Source organism: Spirochaetota bacterium (assembly GCA_040756435.1).
Lineage (GTDB): Bacteria > Spirochaetota > UBA4802 > UBA4802 > UB4802 > UBA4802.
On the sequence record JBFLZD010000056.1, the window covers coordinates 1 to 21904 of the forward strand.

Consider the following 21904-nt stretch of genomic DNA (forward strand, 5'->3'; position numbering starts at 1 on the left):
ACAGTTATTTTTATACTGATTGCGATAGCGATAGCTCTTGTATCATTATTCAATGCCACCTTCAATGATGTAAAGGGGGAATCATTGCAGCAGCTTCGTGAATTAATGGTAAAAAAACAGATAGAAGCACGTGGAATTAGGAACCCTAAAGTGTTACAAGCAATGCTGCAGGTAGAACGGCACAAATTTGTACCCGAACTCAGTATACCTCAAGCGTATGAAGACCATCCGTTGCCAATTGGTTATGGTCAGACCATATCTCAGCCATATATTGTTGCACTGATGACGGAATTATGTGAACTTGATGGCAGTGAAAAAGTACTTGAGATTGGCACAGGATCAGGGTATCAGGCGGCAATTTTATCATTACTTGCAAAGGAAGTCTATACAATAGAAATAGTTGAACCACTTGGGAAACAGGCTGCGTTACGATTGAAGTCATTAGGCTATAAAAACGTTACCGTTAAAATTGGTGATGGCTATAAGGGCTGGCCCGAACATGCTCCGTTTGATGTCATCATGCTTACTGCTGCTCCCCCCACAGTTCCGGATGCATTACTCAGTCAGCTTAAAGAAGATGGTGGTATTCTGGTTGCACCTATTGGCGATTATCATCAGGAACTGGTCAAAATTGTCCGTCATGGAAACAATTATTCACAGAACGTGATAACCTACGTACGGTTTGTACCAATGGTTCCCGCTAATGAATAATAAATGATTATGGATAAAAAGCAGGAACCATAAGGCCTTCGGTTTCATCAAATCCCATCATTAAATTGGCATTTTGAACCGCGTTGCCAGATTGGCCTTTTATAAGGTTATCAATAACTGATGTTATAAAAAGCTTACCTGTCCTTGAGTCAATTGAAGGGCGTATCTGACATCGGTTAGTCCCACGAACATCAGTGGTGTGGCATGAACGGCGTGTTATATGAATAAACGGCTTATTGGTGTAGTAGTTTTTGTAGATTTCAAATAACGAATCACTGTTTATGTTTGATTGTACATCAGCATATATAGTCACCAGAATGCCTCTGTTTAGCGGTACTATTTGCGGAATAAATAAAATTTTGTGTTTCTTTTTGCTATTGGCATTGACTATATTTTCAACTTCCACAACATGCTGATGATGGCCTTCACGATAGGTATTGACATCTTCATACCGCTGAGGATAAAAATTAGCTTCGCCTGGATTTTTGCCTGCACCGGATACACCTGTTTTACCATCACAGATGATTGTTTCTGAATCAACAATACCTTCTTCAATTACCGGTAATAATCCCAAAATCATGGCTATAGCAAAACAGCCAGGATTGCCCACAATTTTTGCTTTTTTAATCTTTTCTGCATATTTTTCAGGTAATCCATACACAGTATGTGCAAGTACGTCAGGGGAAGCGTGTTCGGTATTCATGCCTTTATTCTTTGCATATATAGTGTAATCATCAACAGTAGTGAACCTGAAATCGCCGCTGAAATCAATAACTGGAATATTTTTTTTATAAAATGTATGAATCATCTGCATGCCCGCTTTATCAGGAGTTGAGAAAAATGCAATATCTATGTCATCGTAATTGATTTCTTCGGGTGATTGAACTGGCAAATCGCAAAAATCTTCAAGGTGTGGGAACACTTCTGATATTTTTTTACCAACATCTTTACGGGCAACTAACTGTGAAATTTGAAAACCTTTATGGCGTAAAAGAATCTCAATTAATCCTAAGCCGCCAAATCCGGTGGCGCCAACGATTAATGCTTTTTTCATAGTCTTCCTCCGAAATAAGTGTTTACTACAAAAAAGTCATTGCAGCACTATCATTGCAAGTAGAGTTGTGCTGGTCTTAAAGAGTAGTCAAGGGGGATCAATTACATTCCCACCATGCTATCCCAGCAAATCTCGTTTTATATTGATGATGTAGTAATCTCATTTTTTTAAGACTTAGATTACTCTACTCATCCAGGGTAGCAATGACAAAATCTTGAACTATTGTTTCTCACCTGAAATGTAATTACAAGTAACTATCGCTCAAAATAATTAAGATTATGAATTCGTTATTAGTAAGGCAATAATTTTTGTCAATTGCGAAATATAATTATGGTAATGATTTTTAATTATTCATATACCGTACCAGGCAAAGATGTAGGGTATGCTGCGGTACATGCTTTACGTCAACAGATAGTATGTCATTGAAATGCATACATGGAGGGATTGCTCCATAGACATAATTAAAAATATAAAAAAAGTTATTATTGACAAAAAAAAGTGCTATATATGACAAATACACAATAAGTAAAATTGCAGGGGGATCAGTATGAAAAAATACAATGTGGTAATTTTAGGCGCAACGGGTGCAGTTGGCATTGAATTTAGAAAAATTTTATTACAACGCAATTTTCCTATTAACAATATTCGTTTCTTAGGAAAAACCACTGTTGGTCAAACAATAGAGTTTGGTGATAAAAAAGTTACCGTTGAACCGGTAACAGATGATGCGTTTAAAGGTTTTGATATTGGGCTTTTTTCCGCAGGTGCTTCCATAAGCCGGGAAGTGGCTCGAAAAGCTGCTGAATCGGGATGTATTGTTATTGACAATAGTTCAGCCTGGCGAATGGAAAAAGATGTTCCGCTGGTGGTCCCGGAAGTTAACCCAAACGATGTTGAATGGCATAATGGCATTATAGCTAATCCCAATTGTTCAACAATACAGATGGTTGTTGCCCTGAAGCCCATACATGATGTTGCAAAAATAAAGCGAATAGTTGTAAGCACCTATCAGGCTGTTTCTGGAACGGGTCTTAAAGCAATTGAAGAGCTTCAAATTCAAGTACACGATATTATGAATGGGAAACCCATATCGCAGCGTAAAGTATATCCTCATCAGATAGCATTCAATGTGCTGCCTCACATAGATGTATTCCTTGAAAATGGATACACAAAAGAAGAAATGAAAATGGTCAATGAAACCAAAAAGATTATGGGCGATAGTTCAATTCAGGTAACTGCAACCACAGTAAGGGTACCAGTATTGTATGGCCACTCAGAATCAGTGAATATTGAAACTCAGAAGAAGATAACACCACAACAAGTGCGTGAACTGCTGCGTACTGCAAAAGGTGTCACAGTGGTTGATGATCCATCAAAGAATGAATATCCTCTGGCAATTAATGCTGCCGGGAAGGATGATGTCTTTGTAGGAAGAATACGCGAAGATGAATCAATCCCCAATGGTATCAACATGTGGATAGTGTCAGATAACATACGAAAAGGTGCTGCGCTTAATGCTATTCAGATAGCAGAACTATTGATAGAAAAGAAAATGGTGTAATAACTAATGGGGCTGTCTCTTTATATTATTCGCTGTCAGGGTATCGTAATCGAATAGATTTAAGAAAGTCGTGGCAAGAAAAGAAAATATCTATAAGTTCAGGATCAAATTTTTTGCCACTGGCTAATTTTATTTCATTGAGAACATCGTTTTCATTCCATGCTTCTTTATATACTCGTTTGGATGATAGTGCGTCGTAAACATCGGCAAGAGCAACAATACGTCCATAAATAGGAATTTCTTCCCCCTTACGCGGCAATGGATTTCCTTTGCTATCTTTTTCTAAAGGTTTGCCTGTATCTAAATCAATATACCCGGGATAACCGGTTCCATCCCAGTTTTCATGGTGTGTTAACGCCACAATGCTTGCTATCTCATCAAACTGTGATTGTGTATCTTTAAATAAGCGAGCACCTAAATATGTATGGCTTTTCATGATCTGGTACTCTTCATCAGTAAAGCGTGCTGGTTTCTTCAAAATCAGGTCCGAGATGGCAACTTTCCCCACATCATGAAGCATGGCAGCCATTCGCAAAATGTCCCTGCTTGTTTCTATCTCTTTTTCATTAATATGATGGCGTTTTGCCCACTGTTCATACAGTTCAATTGCATACGTAGCAACCCGGTTAACGTGGGCACCGGTTTCTTTTGGGTCTCGCAATTCGGCCATGCTTATCATCCTTAGTATGATTGCACGTGTCATCCGTGCACGCTGTAAAACAAGACTGGCATTATTTGCAAACAGCATTACTATAGGTTCATCATCTTTTGAAAAAGGTATTACAATACCTTTATCGTCTTTTGCATTGATGAGCTGTAATACACCAATAATTGTTCCATTAACTGTTTGCAGAGGAACGGTAAGCATGGAGGTTGTTTTGTAATGAGAAATATCATCATAGGTTGAATTAAATTTATATGGTACATCTGGTGGTATTGTATACACATCAGGGATATTTAGTATATTTCCAGTTGAAGCAACAAAACCGGCAATTGAACTGGTGTTTATTTTGACGCGAAATGTAGTATAAATCAACTTCTGACCAGGGGATAGTCGTTTTGTTAGTGTATCATTCTGGACGTGGCTAAAAACAAGTTCATCTTTATCTTTAATATATATTGAACCGGCATCTGCGTTAACTGATGTTCGTGCTTCAAAAAGCAACTTTTCAAGAAGTATATCTAAATCCTGTATGGTATTAAGCTCATTTGAAAGCTTGATTATCTCATCTATAGTAATCTTTTTATTTGATCCCTTTGGTTTCATGTATCATTTAGCCTTCCAATATAAATTATTAAAATATACAATAATTACTTCATTTTGTCCATAATATTTGAAAGATAATAATTAAATAATACATAATTTTAATGATTTCAAATGTTTGTCTTTTATATTATTTTAAATCTGATTATTCAAAATTTTAGTTGTATTTAATTTGATAGTGATGTATAATAATTTTGTAACCGATAGTTACTATATAAAGGAGGCTGAATGCAGGTCAAAAGTATAATTCAAGCATACCCTGGTGAAGTTCCATGAAATTAACTGTTTTTTATTTTGATCCAAATGTTTCATCAATGTTTGTTGAAAAAACAGATGAAGCTGGTAATAAGTTCTTCACACTTTCCTCGCCTTATAATTTTGTATATAGAGATGAAATCGTGGCACGTGTTGTAGAAGTTGATGATCCTGCAGATATCGTTTATCACTTGGATTCAGGGTATAAATTTTATAAATCCGAAAAATTTAAACCATTCAAAGCTGGAGAGGGTATTATATTTGATTCTATCAGTGGGTGCTATAGGGCAAGTGATTATGGATTTGTTGTTTATGACCAGAGAACTTCTAGGATACATTTAAAACTTCCTTTGCAGATTTCAAAAAATAAGTTAAAAGCTTCATATATTGTTTTCCCCACTAAATTTTTGAAATTGCCATCATATAAAGATATAGAGCAGCAGCTTTTAGCAAATAAAATTGTAGGCATTATTGATAAAAGTGAGATTGAATCTCAACTAAATGAAATAGATCCTCATAATCCAAAGGTGCACAGAATCCTTGTAGCCAGGGGCAAGGAACCTATGAATGGTTATGATGATTATTATATTCCCCTCATTCAGATAGAAAAAAAAGCTGGTAAACTGCTTGATGATGGCAGAATTGATTTTAAAGAGGTTGGAGCAATAATTGAAATTAAAAAAGGGCAGGAAGTTTTACAAAAAATTCCCGGTGTAAAACCTGAGGATGGATTTGATATTTATGGTGAAAAAGTAGATGCTACTATTGTCCAAAAAGATGGATATTATCCAGGCTCCAATATTGTCCCGTCTGAGTCAAATCCGCTGATATTTGTTTCGCAGATAGATGGCTGCCTTGATATTGAAGGCAAAACATTATCAGTATTGCCAGTTGCAATCATTAAAGGTGATGTAAATTATGAATCTGGCAATATAGATTTTGATGGGTCAGTTCAGATAATGGGTTCTGTGTTGCCAGGCTTTACGGTAAATGCAACCGGCGATATTTATGTGGATAAAAATGTAGATGATGCCAGGCTGACGGCAAATGGTGACATTGTGGTAAAATTAGGAATTGGTGGTAAAGGTGAAGCAAAAATTATTGCTGGCGGATCTGTTAAGGCAAAGTTTATATTGAATTCAACTATCGAAGCATTGGGTAAGATAGAGATAGAAGATTCAATCATTAACAGTATGGTATTTTCAAATGATGCAGTTATTGTTACAGGTAGACATGGTAAAATTATAGGAGGTGAAACAACTGCCCGTCATGAAATTATAGTTAATGTTGCAGGTTCACAATTACAAAATGTAACAAAATTAACTGCAGGAAAAAGTTTGGTAGTTGAGCGCGAATTGGCTGAATTGCGTAAACAGATGGAAAAATATAAAACCAATGTAGAAGAAATCCTTAAAAAAATAAAAAACAGTTTTGGTGAGGGAGTATTTGAAAATCCCAAGGAATTTCTGAACATTTTGCCACCGGTAAAAAAGAAAAATTGTTTACTATTATTAAAAGAATTATCTGATAACAACAAGCAGCTTAAAATATTACTGGATCAAAGGGCTGAAATTGAAAAAAAATATAAATTAGAAAAGGAACCATCCATAAGTATAACCGATATTGCATACCCCGGAGTAATTATAACAATCAAGCGCAGTAAATTGCAAATAGACAAGGCAATGCAAAATACTAAATTTTATGAAGATAATGAAACAAAAAGAGTTGTTTTTACTTCTGCAGTATAAGTTTTACAATAATTAAAAATAAAATTAGATATTTCTGTATAAGATACGTATATTATAATCATTATTACAATATTTGATACTGATACTTAAAATATTTGACAAATAATTGTAGTATACTATCTGTGAGCAAATCATATTATTATGGAGGCTTTTATTATGAGTATGCCGGGACTTCCAGAATTACTTATAATATTCTTTATAGTTTTAATCATTTTTGGTGCCGGAAAAATACCAAAAATTGCAAAGGATATTGGATCAGGTATAAAAGAATTCAAAAAAGCTATGAATTCAGATGATGATGCCAAGGACGAAAAAAAATCTTAAGTAACCAAATCTTTACGGGTATATCCTTCGTAGCTGGGTATATCCGTAAATGAAATAATTTAAACTGATATATATTTTTTAAAGATCTATTTTTTTATCATCCAACCTTAGTTTATATTTACATCGTATGATCCCATTTATATTGTATAGATATAATACTAAACATTTTATTCAGTTTCATGTATGAAAGAATTTATTAAAAATTATTCCCTGAAAGAAGTTGAATCATTATTTGCAACTATCGGTGAAAAGAGCTACAGGGCAAAACAGCTATTTAACTGGTTATACGAGCGCAATGTTGATAATTTTTTTGAAATGACAAACTTTTCAAAAGATCTACGCCACTACTTAGATGAACAGTATGAAATATCACCACTAACATTGGTTGACCGTAAAAAATCATTGGTTGATGGTACAGAAAAATTTTTATTTAAAACCTTTGATGGTCATTTTATTGAATCGGTATTTATCCGTAATGATGGTACTGATGAAGGACGATTGACGATCTGTGTTTCAAGCCAGGCAGGTTGCCCAATGGGATGTGCTTTTTGCCAAACAGCTAAAATTGGATTTAAGCGTAATTTGCAAACTGCAGAAATTCTGGACCAGATAAATCAAGTACGGCGTTTAACTGGATTAAAAAATAATAACGTTGTCTACATGGGAATGGGAGAGCCATTCCTTAATTATGACAATGTATTAAAAGCCGCTGATATTATGAATTATACCTTTGGCTTCCATATATCGGTAAGAAAAATTACAATTTCTACATGTGGAATGTATGAAGGTATTGAACGGTTTATAGACGAGAAGCGGCCATATAATTTGGCAATATCATTAAATGATACTGATATGGTAAAGCGCGCAAGACATATGCCAGTTGAAAAAAAATATCCCATGGAAAAAATTATACGGTTACTGGAAAATAAATTTCCTGCATCAAGAAATAGAGTAACAATAGAATACATCATGCGGAAAGATAATATTTCTGAAGAAGATGCCATGCGTTTGAAAACCATGTTCAGGTATAACCGTATTAAACTTAATCTTATACCGCTAAACAAGGGCACGCATACCTTAGAAATTCCAACCCAGGAAGAAATAAATAAATTTATAAAAAGACTTGAAATTATGAATATACCCATTTCTATAAGGAAAAGTGCCGGAAGTGATATAGACGGTGCTTGTGGCCAGCTTTCAGGGAAGCATTATTCAAGCAATAGTAATTAAAAAAATCATAAGGCTCTTGGTATGGATGGTAATCTATTTGATTGGATAAAAAAACATAAATTTTTTACTTTTGTTGGGATTCCTGTTATTGTTCTTACTTTGATTTTGTTGTATACATCAATTGTATATGTTGAATGGATTCATGACAAACAAAAGGCCATTGATAAGCTTTTCAAATATAAACAACTTATTGACCGTACAGAAGAATTGAAGGAAGGTTACTCATATACGTATAGTGAGATAGATGTTTCTGCAAAAGTTGTAGATATTCCTACCCGAATTTATGATCGCAATAACGAAATAATAGGCGAATTTTTTGAACAAAAAAGGGAGATAGTTCCTTATTCATACTTTCCCAAATGGCTTATCAAAGCAGTAATAGCAAGTGAAGACAGAGATTTTTACATCCATAATGGTGTTAGTTTAAAGGGTATTCTACGGGCATTTGCTGTTAATCTGATTCATCTAAGAGTTGTGCAGGGGGGTAGTACTATCACACAGCAATTGGCAAAAGTGCTGTTTACTGATATGGAGCGCAATGTAAAGCGCAAAATATATGAAATATTTTGTGCACTGGAGATAGAGAAACATTACGACAAGCAGGACATCCTATCAATGTACCTTAATTATATATATTTTGGTAATGGTGCGTATGGTGTTGAAGCTGCTGCAAAGATGTTTTTTGGCAAGTCAATCATAGATTGTAATGAAACCGAATGTGCAATGATAGTAGCTACTATCTCAAATCCACTTATTTACTCACCGCTTAATAACCTTGATGTTTCACTAAAGAAAACAAGAAGAATTTTGCAATCGATGGTTGATGCAGGCTTTTTGAAACAACAAATAGCTGAAATTCAGTATAAAAATTTTTTAAAGCAATGGGATGTGCAATTTTCAAAGGATAATACTGCGGAATCATCTTTAATTGGAAGCTTCATATTTAGTTTATATCGTATTAATAGGGCTCCATTTTTCAATGAATACATACGAAGAATACTGGTTAATAAATTTTCTGAAGAGGTTGTGAAAAAAGGCGGTTTAAGTGTCTATACTACGCTGGATGCTACAAAACAGGATATTGCACTGACCGCATTAAAAAAAGGCATACAATTGCAAAGAGAGTATCACGAAAAGAATGCAAAATACATTAAAAATCCACAGCGCGCACTGGCCGAAATGGAAAAAGCTAAAAATATTGAAGGAGCCTTTGTTTCACTTAATCCATTTACTGGTGAAATAATAGCGTATGCTGGTGGGTATAGCTTTTCTTATCAAAACCAGATGGACCATGTTCAGCAGATAAGAAGGCAGCCCGGTTCATCATTCAAACCCATAGTGTATGCTGCAGCTATACAGGATAAGATTATCACACCTTCTACCGTGTTTGATGATATACCCATGACGTTTAAGGGCGGATATTCCCCTAAAAATTATGATGGGATATATTCAGGAAAGGTAATTGTACGAGAAGCTTTAAAGAAATCGATCAATGTTGTTGCAGTACAAGTCCTTGAAAAAGAGGGATATTCCCGCATACTGTCAATTATTCAAAAAGCTCTTAATTTGTCCAGCAGTGAACTGGATTCTCGTTTTTATAAAACATTATCATTAGCACTTGGTACGTATGAACTATCGCCGCTTGAAAATAGTGTATTGCATTCAGTCATTGTTAATGGTGGCGATTTTATTATTCCCTATGGTATACGGTATGTTAAAGATTATAATGGGAATATTGTCTGGAATAATGAAGAAGATGTATTATTGCAAATACAGGAAAAGCGCAAAGAATATGGCAAGATAATTGATCCTGTTGCATGTGCAATTGTAGTTTCAATGCTGAAAGGTGTATTTGAAGAAGGCGGTACTGCTTCATGGGTATTTAAGAATAAATCAGTTCCAGTTGACGTTGCAGGCAAAACTGGTACCAGTAGCGACTACGTTGATGCATGGTTTTTGGGGTATACTCCTGATAGTGTTACAGCAGTGTGGATTGGCAATAAAACAGGAGCAATCTCTCTGGGCAAAGGTAGAAGTGGTGGTGTTGTGGCTGCACCTATTTGGGCTGATTATGTATTTGCCATTTACAAAGATTCAGAATATAAATCATTTATTATTCCACAACAGGGAATTACAAAACAAACTATCTGCCTGGATACCGGTTTGGTGCCAAGAAAAGAGGGGTTATGCCCACGTGTTGCAATCAATGAATTATTTTATGCAGGAACTGAACCCGGTGAATATTGTACCATGCATACAGTACCGGATTCTCATTGAGGATATATATGAAAGAAGATAAAGTATTTATAATTTTTTCTTTAGTTGTATTATCATGTTTTCTTGTATCATTCCAGTTGCCTGTTCAAAACGGGACAATACATTCAACATTTGGTGAACCACGTCCAGATCATTTTCATAATGGAGTGGATATATCTTCAATTGACAAAAAGGTATATCCAGTAAAGGAAGGTAATTTAGTTTTAGCCTGGGACAAGGCATTATTCCCCCTGGAACAATATCCCGGGGTTGGAAACTATTGTATATTAGAGCATAATAAAAAAGAGAAGTCATTGTATGTTCATTTAGAAAACAATATCAATATGAAACCACGGTATGCACTTACTGACAACTTAGCATTTATGGGGAATACTGGAAGATCGTATGGAACACATCTTCACTTCGCAATCCTGAATAATTTTACTGTATCAGTAAATCCTTTTACGGTGCTGCCGTCAATTGATGATAAAAAGCCTCCAGTTATAGAAGCGGTATATATTAAAGTAGGCGATAGTTATACGAAATTGCGTGAAGGTGGTAATATACGGCTTACACAACATCATCCATTAGCTATTCAGTGTTTTGACGCTATTCAGCGAAATGAGCGCTGTGGTGTTTTTGCCCTTAAGGTGATTTTTAATAATGTTACTGTTGCTGATATCAGATTTGATGCAATAAAACTTGATAATAAAAATAAGTTGACAATTAAAGGGTTACCATTTGAGAATTTATATGATAGCAAAGGGAATTATTTAATAACAAATGTTTCGTATAACCCGGGAATTAATAATTTGACAGTAATTGCAGAAGACTTCGCGGGCAACCAAACCTCTCAATCAATTAGCTTTAATGTGGTTCTTGACTTTAAGAAGTAATACCAGTTTTTCCCAAGGAGGAATAATTTTGTGGCTAATATGATTCTTTACTATAGAAGAAAGAAAAATATTAAACAGGTTGATATGGCAAAAGCATTACATGTATCGCCATCATATTTATGCAAAATTGAACGTGGTGTTCAGGAACCTACTGAAGAATTCAAGAAACATTGTGCAAAATATCTGAATGTCAGTATAGCCAAGTTATTTCCCGAAAGTATCCCTGATAAAAAAGAAATTATAAATGAATTTGTGCAATCAAAAAATAAACTGTGGAGTATTCGAATATCTAAAGGGATTAAGCAATATGAATTGGCAAAAATGTTGCGTTGTTCTCCTTCGTATCTTTCTAAAATAGAAAAAGGTTTGCAGCAACCTACTGATGAATTTAAAAAAGTATGTGCCAGGGTATTAAAAGTTAAAGAGATAGAGATCTTCCCTTAAGATTATGTGATTGATGAATATAATGGATTTTGTTCATTTACAGATTGCAACCATAATTATATGCTTATTTTTATCAGCTTTTTTTTCAGGTTCAGAGACGGTATTATTCTCTTTTAAAAAAAGTGAATTGATAAAATTTTCTTTTTCTGAAAATTCGTTTGAAAACAAGATAGCAAAATTTTTATCTCATCCGCAAAATATTCTTATAACATTATTAACGGGTAATTTATTTGTAAATATTTTATTGTCATCTCTTTCAACATCACTGTTATTATCACAATGGCCACAGTATGGGCATATTATAGCAATAGCGATAGTTACTCCTGTAATTATCCTTTTTGGTGAGATTATCCCAAAATTATTATCATTATATAATTACCGAAAGCTGGTTCATTATATAATGCCAGTTATATCATTTTTTCATAATGGTATATTGCCTATTCGATATATTCTATTGAAAATCTCCAATTCATTCATAAAGATATTTCAATTACGGTTAGATGCTTCATTTGATATATCAGAAGATGATTTATCAGCTGCTATTTATTACGGTGAAAAGTATGGGATATTGTCAGGTGATGAAAAGCAATTTATCAGTAACCTATTGCGATTTACCAAGAAAACAGCAGAAAATGCCATGATACATAGAAATAAAGCAATATTTATTCCCCTTGATGCTACCGTGGAGGAGGCTATCAATATATTTAAAGAAACTGATGTTGTCAGAGCACCGGTTTATAAAAATAATCTAGATACAATTATAGGTTTAATTGATTCACGTGAACTTGTACCATATGCCACCGGGATTAAAAAAGCAAAAACGATTACAAAGCTTATTCATCCCATTTATCACTATCCAGCATCAAAATCATTAAGCGAATTACTTGAAGAATTTTTAAGAAATAAAATTCAGATAGCAGTTGTGGTTGATGAATATGGTGGGACAGAGGGTATTGTTACATTAAAAAGAATAATTGCAGAATTATTTGGCAGGGGTTATACATTGTGGGAAGATATGCCCAAGGCTGAAATAAAAAAAGAAAAAGATGTGGTGATAGTTCCCGGAGATATGCAGATTGATGAATTTAATGCAATGTTTAATGTTTCAATAGATTCATCAGAAAGCGAGACCATTGGAGGTTACATTATTGAAAGGCTTGGTTATCTGCCTAAACGAAGAGCTTCAATCATGGTTGATGATTATATTTTGACAGTACGATATGTTACAAAAAACAGAATACAATCAATAGAAGTAAAAAGAGAAGATTCATGATGGGTATATATATTGGATCGCAAATTCTTATTATTATTTTTACATTTCTTTCTGCATACTTTTCTGCAACTGAAACAGCAATAGTATCAAGCAATATTATAAATGTTCAGGCACTTATCAATAAAGGCATCGCACGAGCCAAAAGTATTATACAAATAATTGAAAACCCGGATAGTGCGCTGGTAACAGTTCTTATAGGAAACAATATATCCAATATTGGTGCAACTGCGTTTATAACTTTTTTTGCAAGCAGGGCACTTTTAATACATGATTCCAGGCTTTTTATAGTAACTATCGCTCAGACTATATTCTTTTTAATTTTTTGCGAGCTTTTTCCAAAAATTGTTTCACGTTCAAAGCCCGAAAAATTTTTATTGCATACGTTCTGGCTTTTTCAAGTTATTTCATTAATATTCAGACCACTGGTTACCGTAACACTGGCTTTTTCAACTATTATAAAAAACGCAATTCATGAAGATGACTCAAGACCTTTGCCTATAAGTTCCCGTGATGAGATTGATACTTTGTTTAAAGCTGTAGAAAAAGAAGGTATTATAGAATCGCAACACTATATCTATTTCAATGAGATTCTTTCTTTCAGGGATGTGAGAGCAAATGAGGTTATGACACCACTTATCGATATTATCTCTGTTGAAAAGAAACAGTCTATCAAACATTGTATTGATTTAATTGAAAAAACCAGATTTTCAAGAATACCTGTTTTTGAAGAAAGGGTTGATAATATCATTGGGTATATTTATTATCAGGATATATTAAAAAATAAATCTGTGAAAAATATTGAACAAATAATACGAAAACCTTATTTTGTTCCTTCTACAAAAAAAATATATGAGCTTATTGATGAAATGGAAAAACATGAAATATCTATGGTTTTTGTTGTGAATGAGTACGGCGCGGTAGAAGGGTTGTTAACTGATGAAGATATTGCCGAAGAAATTGTGGGTGAGATACAAACAAGGGACCACCCGCAGGATGATTCAATTAAAGAGATAGCACCGTGGAAATTCAGTGTTGCCGGGAATCTTGACATTGAATATTTCCAGCGACGTTTTGGAATAAAAATTGAAAAGCGAGATTTTGAAACATTAGCCGGTTTTCTATTATATGTATTGGGGCATATCCCTGAGGTTGGTGAAAAAATACATTACCAGAACATAACATTCCAGGTTGAAGAAGCAACCGATAGGTCTATAGAAAGAGTTATTATATCAATCCCAAGGCGAAAAGCTTCTATTGGACAAGCATAGGGCCAAGATCATCTTTACCCGCCAGTATATGTACATGCAAATGCCATATAACCTGTCCTGCAGCGGTGCCGTTATTAATAATTACACGATAACCTTTATCTAATTTTTCCTGCTTAGCAATTTCATTTATTGCCAGAAAAATATCACTCATTATATAGCTATTTTTTTCGTTAAGCTCATCAATATTTTTTGTATGTTCTTTATGAACCACAAGCACATGAAAAGGAGCTTGTGGATTAATATCCTTAAATGCATATACTTTATCATTTTCAAAAACTTTGGTTGACGGAGTTTTTCCTGTTATGATGTTACAGAATAAGCATCCCATAGATATACTCCTATCTATAAAAATTTGTTGTAACCTGTAAAACAATAAGTAAAATGAGTATTATAAAATTTGCAATAAAAAAAGTACTTTACCATAAAAAATTGTATTGCTTATATGAGGTTTAATCAGCTGTTATGCGTAGTATAAAAGAAATACACTATCTGGTTTATCCTGCAAATGAAAACAACACAATTGTTGATAGGTTTTTATCAAGTCCAATAGATAATAAGCTTGCCTACCATAATGAAGAAGAATTAAATTCAATAATAAATGAATTACAGATTAATACCATAGATTCAAAAGATGTAATAATTCTAAAGCCTTTTCTTGGAAGATTTTATCAGATTTGCCCTGGTTCACCAAATATGATATGTTGCCGATACAGGGTTATTAATACCTGCTTTAATTGTCTGTATAATTGTGCATATTGTTACATGCATGTATATTTGAACAGTTATGGGATTGTGCAATTTACCAATACTGAAAAGCTTTTTGCCGAATTATATGATTTTATTAAAAGTTCTTCCCAATCAATGGTATATAGAATTGGAACAGGCGAATTTACTGATTCACTTATGTTTGATGAAATTACAGGCCTTGGTTCTGAACTTATAGAGTTTTTTTCAAAGTATAACAATATATTTTTTGAATTAAAAACAAAGTCATCAAATGTTGATCATTTGCTTAATATACCATCTAAGGGCAATGCAGTTATTGCATGGAGTTTAAACACACCGTATAATATTGCATATTATGAACATGATACAGCCTTATTAGACGAAAGAATAAATGCTGCAGTGAAAGCTATTGATGCAGGCTATTATGTAGCATTTCACTTTGATCCTGTTATACTGTATCAGGGCTGGGAAAAGGATTATTATAATGTTATAAAATTATTAAAGGAAAAAATAGATCCGGAAAAAGTTGTGTGGATATCTATGGGAGGATTCAGGTATCATTTGCATTTCAGGGAGATATTAAGAGATAAATTTCCTAAGGAGATGATGAGTGTGTATGAAATGTTTCCCGGGATTGATGGGAAATACCGGTATTTCAAGCCATTGAGAATACAGATATATAATTTTATGTATCGGCAGTTACATGAAATATTCAAAAAGGCATATATTTATCTTTGCATGGAAGCAGATTATATGTGGCAAAATATAACAGGCAAGGATTTTCATTCATCAGAAGAACTTGAACAGGATATATCTAATCATTTGAACTATCGCTTTATACAAAAAAATACCATTTTCTATTGACCATGCGCTATAATACATATTTATTGTTATTAATAATATATAAGGGAACTTCTAAAAAACTATTTTTTCGGATGTTCCCTTGTGGGCACAATATATTAGGACAAAACCGCTTTCTTTTTATTGCAATTGTAATGATGAAAGCGGTTTTTCAGAGGTGCACATAAGTAAAAATAAATTCTATAGTTATAAGGAGTAAAACGTTGGAATATACAGACGTAAAAGATTTGATGCGAGAATTGACGCAGATTAAAGGCAATATTGAGGAGCTGTATACTGCGCTTCATATAGATGATAAAAAGAAACAATTGCAATTGTTAGTTGAAGAAACATATAATGAAAATTTCTGGAAGGATCAAGCACAAAGTACGTTGATTCAGCAACAAATAACCCAGCTTAAAAAGAATATAGAACCCTGGGATATTCTAAGAAAAGATATAGAAGATTCTATAATGCTTTTGGAAATGGCAATTGATGAAAATGATAATGATGTCATAGTTGATATTTCTTCACGGTTAGATCAATTTAAAAAACGCTTTGAACAATTAGAAACACTGGAATTACTATCCGATCCTGATGATGATAAAAATGCAATTATGACCATTCATCCTGGTGCTGGTGGTACTGAATCACAGGATTGGGCAAGCATGCTCATGCGCATGTATACACGATGGGCAGAAGACAATGGTTTTGATATTGAAATTCTGGATTATATGCCTGATATTGAAGCAGGAATAAAAGAAGTTGTCATGTTAATAAAAGGTGAATATGCCTATGGTTTGTTAAAAGGTGAGAGGGGGATTCACAGGCTGGTTCGTATATCCCCGTTTGACAGCAACCAGAGGAGGCATACTTCTTTTGCATCAGTAGATGTGATCCCTGAAGCACCTGAAGATATCGATATTGAGATAAATGAGTCAGATTTAAGAATTGATACCTACCGTGCATCAGGTGCAGGTGGGCAACACGTTAACAGGACTGATTCAGCTGTGCGGATTACTCATATACCAACTGGGATTGTAGTCCAATGCCAAAATGAACGATCACAACATAAAAATAAAGCATATGCAATGAAAATCCTGAAAGCACGCTTATATGAGCTTAAAAGGAGAGAGCTGGAAAAAGAAAAATTGGAAAAATTTGGTGAAAAAAAAGATATTGCATGGGGCAATCAAATTCGTTCTTATGTATTTCATCCATATACCATGGTTAAGGACCACCGTACAGGGGAAGAAACGGGCTCAGTAGATCATGTAATGGATGGTGAAATAAATAGATTTATTTATGCTTATTTAAAGAGCCTTAAAAGTATAAAAATTAAATAACAAATTACCATTTTTTTTATTGCATAAAACAAAATCAGGTTATGTAGTATTGATATATAGTACGAACTTAGTATTAGTACAGGGTAATACTCTGTGCTATCATTGAAGGAAATATGTACTGGCATTACTATAGTATGCTGTTTATGATTATTGTGATGATATGATAAATACAAAAAAATATAATATTTATGTGTTAATATCAATGCTCTTCCTTGTAATTTGTTCATCCCAATATATATATGCGGCAGGTTCAGGAGGGACATCCGGTGCGGATTTTTTGGAAATTGGTGTTGGTAGTAGACCGCTTGGTATGGGTGAAGCTTTTACTGCTGAAGTTGGTGATGTGAATGCTATTTATTATAATCCTGCTGGCTTGGGTACTTTGAAGTTCCCGGTTATGAGTTTTATGCATCAGGAATTAATAGTAGATTCAAGATTTGAAAATGTTTCATTAGCGTTTCCAATATGGAATGGTTTTTTTGGTTTTTCTACTTCAGTTTTTTGGGTTCCCCCATTTGATAAAATTGATATTAATGGAAATAAAATTGGAACAGTTAATTTTTACAATGTAAGTGGAATTTTAGCGTATGGTTATTCCTTGGGATTTATGGAAGTTGGTGGATCAATAAAATATATCTATCAACAAATTGATACATTGCAATTGCAATCATTTGCATTTGATATAGGAATTTTGAAACGTATAACAATGTATTCACCTTTTGATGCTCCAATAAAAAATTTATCTCTTGGATTATCCATACAAAATATTGGAACAAATGCTAAGGATGACAGCTTGCCACGATTAATCCGGGCAGGATTATCATATAAAATGTCTCATTTTTTTGGTTTTAATGTTGATTTGATAGAAAATGCTATTACATCATCTGACCTGTATGACTTTACTTCAGGATTTAATGAAAGCTTTAGAGTCAATGCAGGTGTTGAATTAAATTATCTTGATATATTATTTTTCAGAAGTGGATATAGATTCAATGATGCAGGTAAATATACATTTGGCCTGGGTTTTAACTATGCCATTAAAAACATTGCATTTGTTATAGATGCTTCATATCAGGATGCAGGTGTATTTGGCCCTATTTATTCCTTTACTGTTACCTTTAAGCTTATACCAAAGGTCATTACTATAGAGGACAAATTAAAAGCTGAAGTTCATTATCAACGGGGTATAAAATATTTTATTACTGATGATATAGATGGTGCTATTGAAGAATTTAAAAAAGCAAGAGATTACAATCCCTATCATAAAAATGTTGATAAAAAGATACAGGATTTAGAAGAACTTAAAGAGTTAAAAAGGCAAAATGAGTTACTTGAGAAAGAACAACAGAAAATACGATGAAATACGTAAAGTAACAGTGATACCACAATTTTGTCCTGCAGCATTGGGGTCAGTATTATACATATGTGGCAATACACAGGTAATATGTGCTGTTTCACAGTCTCCGCAGGTACCACAACATGCCATGGATAAGGGAATTGGCTGGCTAACAGCTGAATATACATTATTACCGTATGCTACAAATCCAAGGACTGAAAGAAGAAACCTAAGACCCGATGGAAGGTCAATTGAGATCCAGCGATTAATTGGGCGAAGTTTGCGTACGGTTTTACATTTAGAAGCGATGCAGGGTGTTTCATTGGTTGTAGACTGTGATGTCCTTCAGGCAGATGGAGGGACAAGAACAGCCGCAATATCTGGTGCTTACATTGCTTTACAGTTGGCTGTCAATTCATTGCTAAATCAAAACATTCTTGATGAAAATCCAGTCAGGGCTCAGGTAGCAGCCATTTCAACAGGCTATATTGCTAATGATTTATTGTTAGATCTGGATTATGAAGAAGATTCTCAGTGTGATGTAGATATGAATTTGGTTATGGACAGCAACAATAATATAATTGAGATTCAGGGTACTGGCGAAAAGAGGTCATATTCAATCCATGAACTTGAATCAATGTTGCAATTAGCACAATATGGGATACAAAAGATATTCAAGATACAAAATGATATGCTTAAATTGTCATTATAAAAGCCGAATATAAATATAATACTATATCTTTTATTTCAATTCATGGAATGGTTGGGATTACTATGCGAAAAATAATAATAACAATACTTTTTATCACCTTTACACATTATGTTTATGCTCAGTATTATATAAGAAATACAACAGTTATTGACACACCAACTGCATATACAATTGCAAGAGGTACCTACCAGTTATCATTTCTTGGGTATGATAATGGCGGGGTTGAACTAAAAGCATTTATTGGACTTCACAACAATTTTTTTTTGGGGGCTTCACTGGATATTCAGAGTGCAATTGGTAAAGATGACCCTGACCCCAACGTGCCGGGTGTTGTAGGAAAAATTAAATTTACTGATGGATGGGAAATGTTCCCAATTTCGTTTGCCATTGGGTATGATTCTTTTTATATTGGGGAAGAAGGTAAAACATATAACAGTAAAAATGAACTCAATCAAATGATATATGGCCCGTATTTTGTAATTACCAAACCCATATATTTATTCAATGATGAGCAGCATATACATTTTGGTATGCGTATACCAACTCAGCCAGAATATGTTCCGGAAGATACATCTTATTTTTTAGCTCTGGATATCCCACTTGGAGAAATATTTATATTCAAAGCTGAAATGGAACGTGTATATTATAACTTTGATAGAGCTGATGAGTGGTTGTACAACGTAGGTATGAGATATTCCTATATGCAACGATTGGGAATTGAATTTGACGTATTATTCCAGAAAGATGAAAATCCAAACCGGATTATACGTATTGAATATATAAATGAATTTTAAGGCCATAAATAAAAACCGAATAATGAAAATGGTAAAAAAAAGAAGTATATTTGTATTGATACTAATAAACGCAATGACTTTTGTTATAGTGCAGAAATATTATTTTAATGAAAAGCTTGTTGGTTATGCACAAAATAAAAGAAATTGTGTTATATACATTATTAATACAATGAATAGACCAATTAATTGTAATGTAGAGATTGCTGCAACAGGTGAAGAGCATGCTAAAGGACTGATGGGAAGATCAGAAATATGTGATAATTGCGGGATGCTATTTGTTTTTGATGATGAGGATTATAGAACATTCTGGATGAAAAATACAAAGATACCTTTAAGTATTGCTTTCATAGATAAAAATGGTATAATAAATGATATTCAGGATATGAAACCATATCAAACCTACCCAACATATTCATCAAAATACCCTGCTAAATTTGCTCTGGAAGTAAATCAAGGTTGGTTTAAAAAAAATTTTATTACAACCGGATCAAAAGTAATATCAAATGGATGCATCAGTAAATAGAATCCCCATTTCTGAAAATGAAAAGGCTATTCTTTTGGGAATAATTTTACCGCAAGATAATGAAGAGGAAGTACTTCATTCCCTTAATGAATTAACACAACTTGTGATAACAGCGGGTGCTGTTGTTGTTTCTAAGCTGATAGTTAAGCGGATTTCACTTGATTCAGCATATATTATTGGTAGCGGTAAACTTGAAGAGATAAAGGGAATAGTTCAGGAACAATCAATCAAGCTAGTGGTTTTTGATTTAAATAGTATACGGCCTGTTCAAATACGCAACCTTGAAAATTTTCTTGGTTGCCGTGTTATTGGCAGAACTGAGGTTATACTGGACATCTTTGCACGTAGGGCAAAAACTGTAGAATCAAAGATTCAGGTTGAGCTTGCACAACTTAATTACATTCTTCCACGACTTAAAGGTCTGGGAGGTGTATTATCCAGGTTAGGAGGTGGAATTGGGACAAGGGGTCCAGGGGAAAAAATGTTGGAAACTGACAGAAGACACATTATTAAAAGAATACAAACCCTTAAAAAGAAACTATCGCACATATCCATGCACAGAAATGTGCAGAGGCAGGAGCGTCTTCAAAATGAAATAATTGGTGCAGTAGTTGGATATACCAATGCAGGGAAATCAACTCTTGTCAATATGCTTGCCAAGGATGATTTGTTTGTTGAGGATAGGTTGTTTGCTACACTTGATGCATATACCAGGATTGTGTACCTGGATGAAACACACAAAGTCTTGTTAACTGATACTGTAGGTTTCATAAATAATCTCCCTTCACATCTTGTTGAATCATTTAAATCCACATTGGAAGAGATCAAATATTCAGATTTTATTATACATGTTGTAGGTTTGGATATAGATATAGAAAAAGCTGTAAAGGTTGTGAATCACGAATTACAAGTATTGGATTGTAGTAACAAACCAGTAATAATGTATTTTAATAAACTTGATATTGCAAAAGATGAAACAATACAGTATGTCCGTTTACGTTTTTCTGATGCTATACTGGGTTCAAGTTTAACAGGTGAGGGTATTCAATTATTGAAGGAAAGAATAATAGAAATAACTGAAAGGTTGGATAAATATAAGCAAAAAATTTCAGTGTATTAATAAAAAGATCACTCCTGGTAAGATACGATTTTATTTATCATTCAAAACGTAACTCAGCATCTATTACTGAATTCATATTCTGAAACGAATCCAGTGATAATTCCTTAAAAAATTTCATAATGAATATAGGGGGTGTCCCAAAAGACACCTCTTTTTTTTAAAAAAATTAATTTACAAGCAATTAATGCGACATAAAATTGTCGCATGAAAAAACAACGAAAAC

At 33.8% G+C, this 21904-nt stretch carries 20 protein-coding genes; 17 read left to right on the forward strand and 3 right to left on the reverse strand.

The window, feature by feature from the left end; all coding sequences use genetic code 11:
• Positions 1-105: 105 nt before the first annotated feature.
• Positions 106-711 (forward strand): protein-L-isoaspartate(D-aspartate) O-methyltransferase, encoded by a 606-nt coding sequence (locus AB1444_13380; protein ID MEW6527641.1) that lies wholly within the window; start codon positions 106-108, stop codon positions 709-711.
• Positions 712-718: 7 nt separating this feature from the next.
• Here AB1444_13380 and argC read toward each other — a convergent pair whose 3' ends face one another.
• The gene (gene argC / locus AB1444_13385; protein MEW6527642.1) at positions 719-1765 is read right to left on the reverse strand and encodes an N-acetyl-gamma-glutamyl-phosphate reductase; all 1047 of its coding nucleotides are present in this window, start codon (positions 1763-1765) and stop codon (positions 719-721) included.
• 547 nt (positions 1766-2312) lie between these two features.
• Here argC and AB1444_13390 point away from each other — a divergent pair.
• The gene (locus AB1444_13390) at positions 2313-3326 is read left to right on the forward strand and encodes an aspartate-semialdehyde dehydrogenase (GenBank protein ID MEW6527643.1); all 1014 of its coding nucleotides are present in this window, start codon (positions 2313-2315) and stop codon (positions 3324-3326) included.
• Positions 3327-3351: 25 nt separating this feature from the next.
• On the opposite strand, the gene AB1444_13395 is transcribed toward AB1444_13390, so the two are convergent.
• Positions 3352-4593 (reverse strand): HD domain-containing phosphohydrolase, encoded by a 1242-nt coding sequence (locus tag AB1444_13395; protein MEW6527644.1) that lies wholly within the window; start codon positions 4591-4593, stop codon positions 3352-3354.
• Positions 4594-4862: 269 nt separating this feature from the next.
• Here AB1444_13395 and AB1444_13400 point away from each other — a divergent pair, with 269 nt between their 5' ends.
• The 8 genes from AB1444_13400 to AB1444_13435 all read left to right on the forward strand — a co-directional run bounded on the left by AB1444_13400 (position 4863) and on the right by AB1444_13435 (position 14284).
• The gene (locus AB1444_13400; protein MEW6527645.1) at positions 4863-6593 is read left to right on the forward strand and encodes a FapA family protein; all 1731 of its coding nucleotides are present in this window, start codon (positions 4863-4865) and stop codon (positions 6591-6593) included.
• Positions 6594-6755: 162 nt separating this feature from the next.
• Positions 6756-6917, forward strand: coding sequence for a twin-arginine translocase TatA/TatE family subunit (gene tatA, locus AB1444_13405; protein ID MEW6527646.1), 162 nt, complete (start codon positions 6756-6758; stop codon positions 6915-6917).
• Between the two features lie 183 nt (positions 6918-7100).
• A complete protein-coding gene (gene rlmN, locus AB1444_13410; GenBank protein ID MEW6527647.1) occupies positions 7101-8147 on the forward strand; it encodes a 23S rRNA (adenine(2503)-C(2))-methyltransferase RlmN in 1047 nt (348 codons plus the stop codon).
• 21 nt (positions 8148-8168) lie between these two features.
• Positions 8169-10424, forward strand: coding sequence for a PBP1A family penicillin-binding protein (locus AB1444_13415; GenBank protein MEW6527648.1), 2256 nt, complete (start codon positions 8169-8171; stop codon positions 10422-10424).
• 8 nt (positions 10425-10432) lie between these two features.
• Positions 10433-11299: a M23 family metallopeptidase gene (locus tag AB1444_13420; protein ID MEW6527649.1), complete on the forward strand. Its 867-nt coding sequence runs from the start codon at positions 10433-10435 to the stop codon at positions 11297-11299.
• A gap of 39 nt (positions 11300-11338) precedes the next feature.
• Positions 11339-11743, forward strand: a complete 405-nt coding sequence (locus AB1444_13425) for a helix-turn-helix transcriptional regulator (GenBank protein MEW6527650.1) — start codon at positions 11339-11341, stop codon at positions 11741-11743.
• 22 nt (positions 11744-11765) lie between these two features.
• A complete protein-coding gene (locus AB1444_13430) occupies positions 11766-13016 on the forward strand; it encodes a hemolysin family protein (protein MEW6527651.1) in 1251 nt (416 codons plus the stop codon).
• A complete protein-coding gene (locus AB1444_13435) occupies positions 13013-14284 on the forward strand; it encodes a hemolysin family protein (protein MEW6527652.1) in 1272 nt (423 codons plus the stop codon). The genes AB1444_13430 and AB1444_13435 overlap by 4 nt, the downstream gene beginning before the upstream one ends.
• Here the strand turns inward: AB1444_13435 and AB1444_13440 are convergent.
• Positions 14268-14612, reverse strand: coding sequence for a histidine triad nucleotide-binding protein (locus AB1444_13440; protein MEW6527653.1), 345 nt, complete (start codon positions 14610-14612; stop codon positions 14268-14270). The genes AB1444_13435 and AB1444_13440 overlap by 17 nt on opposite strands.
• A gap of 134 nt (positions 14613-14746) precedes the next feature.
• Here AB1444_13440 and AB1444_13445 point away from each other — a divergent pair, with 134 nt between their 5' ends.
• From AB1444_13445 to hflX, 7 genes are all read left to right on the forward strand, one after another.
• A complete protein-coding gene (locus AB1444_13445; protein ID MEW6527654.1) occupies positions 14747-15874 on the forward strand; it encodes a spore photoproduct lyase family protein in 1128 nt (375 codons plus the stop codon).
• Positions 15875-16101: 227 nt separating this feature from the next.
• Entirely contained in the window at positions 16102-17196 is a 1095-nt protein-coding gene (prfB, locus tag AB1444_13450) for a peptide chain release factor 2 (protein ID MEW6527655.1), read from the forward strand.
• 160 nt (positions 17197-17356) lie between these two features.
• A complete protein-coding gene (locus tag AB1444_13455) occupies positions 17357-18556 on the forward strand; it encodes a PorV/PorQ family protein (protein MEW6527656.1) in 1200 nt (399 codons plus the stop codon).
• On the forward strand, positions 18519-19244 hold the full coding sequence (rph, locus tag AB1444_13460) for a ribonuclease PH (protein MEW6527657.1): 726 nt from the start codon (positions 18519-18521) through the stop codon (positions 19242-19244). Before AB1444_13455 ends, rph begins: the two co-directional genes overlap by 38 nt.
• A 62-nt stretch (positions 19245-19306) precedes the next feature.
• Positions 19307-20038 carry a hypothetical protein gene (locus tag AB1444_13465; GenBank protein MEW6527658.1) on the forward strand — a complete coding sequence of 244 codons (732 nt, stop codon included), beginning with the start codon at positions 19307-19309 and terminating at the stop codon, positions 20036-20038.
• Positions 20028-20561, forward strand: a complete 534-nt coding sequence (locus AB1444_13470; protein MEW6527659.1) for a DUF192 domain-containing protein — start codon at positions 20028-20030, stop codon at positions 20559-20561. The genes AB1444_13465 and AB1444_13470 overlap by 11 nt, the downstream gene beginning before the upstream one ends.
• On the forward strand, positions 20542-21681 hold the full coding sequence (gene hflX, locus AB1444_13475) for a GTPase HflX (GenBank protein MEW6527660.1): 1140 nt from the start codon (positions 20542-20544) through the stop codon (positions 21679-21681). The genes AB1444_13470 and hflX overlap by 20 nt, the downstream gene beginning before the upstream one ends.
• The last annotated feature ends 223 nt before the right edge of the window (positions 21682-21904 follow it).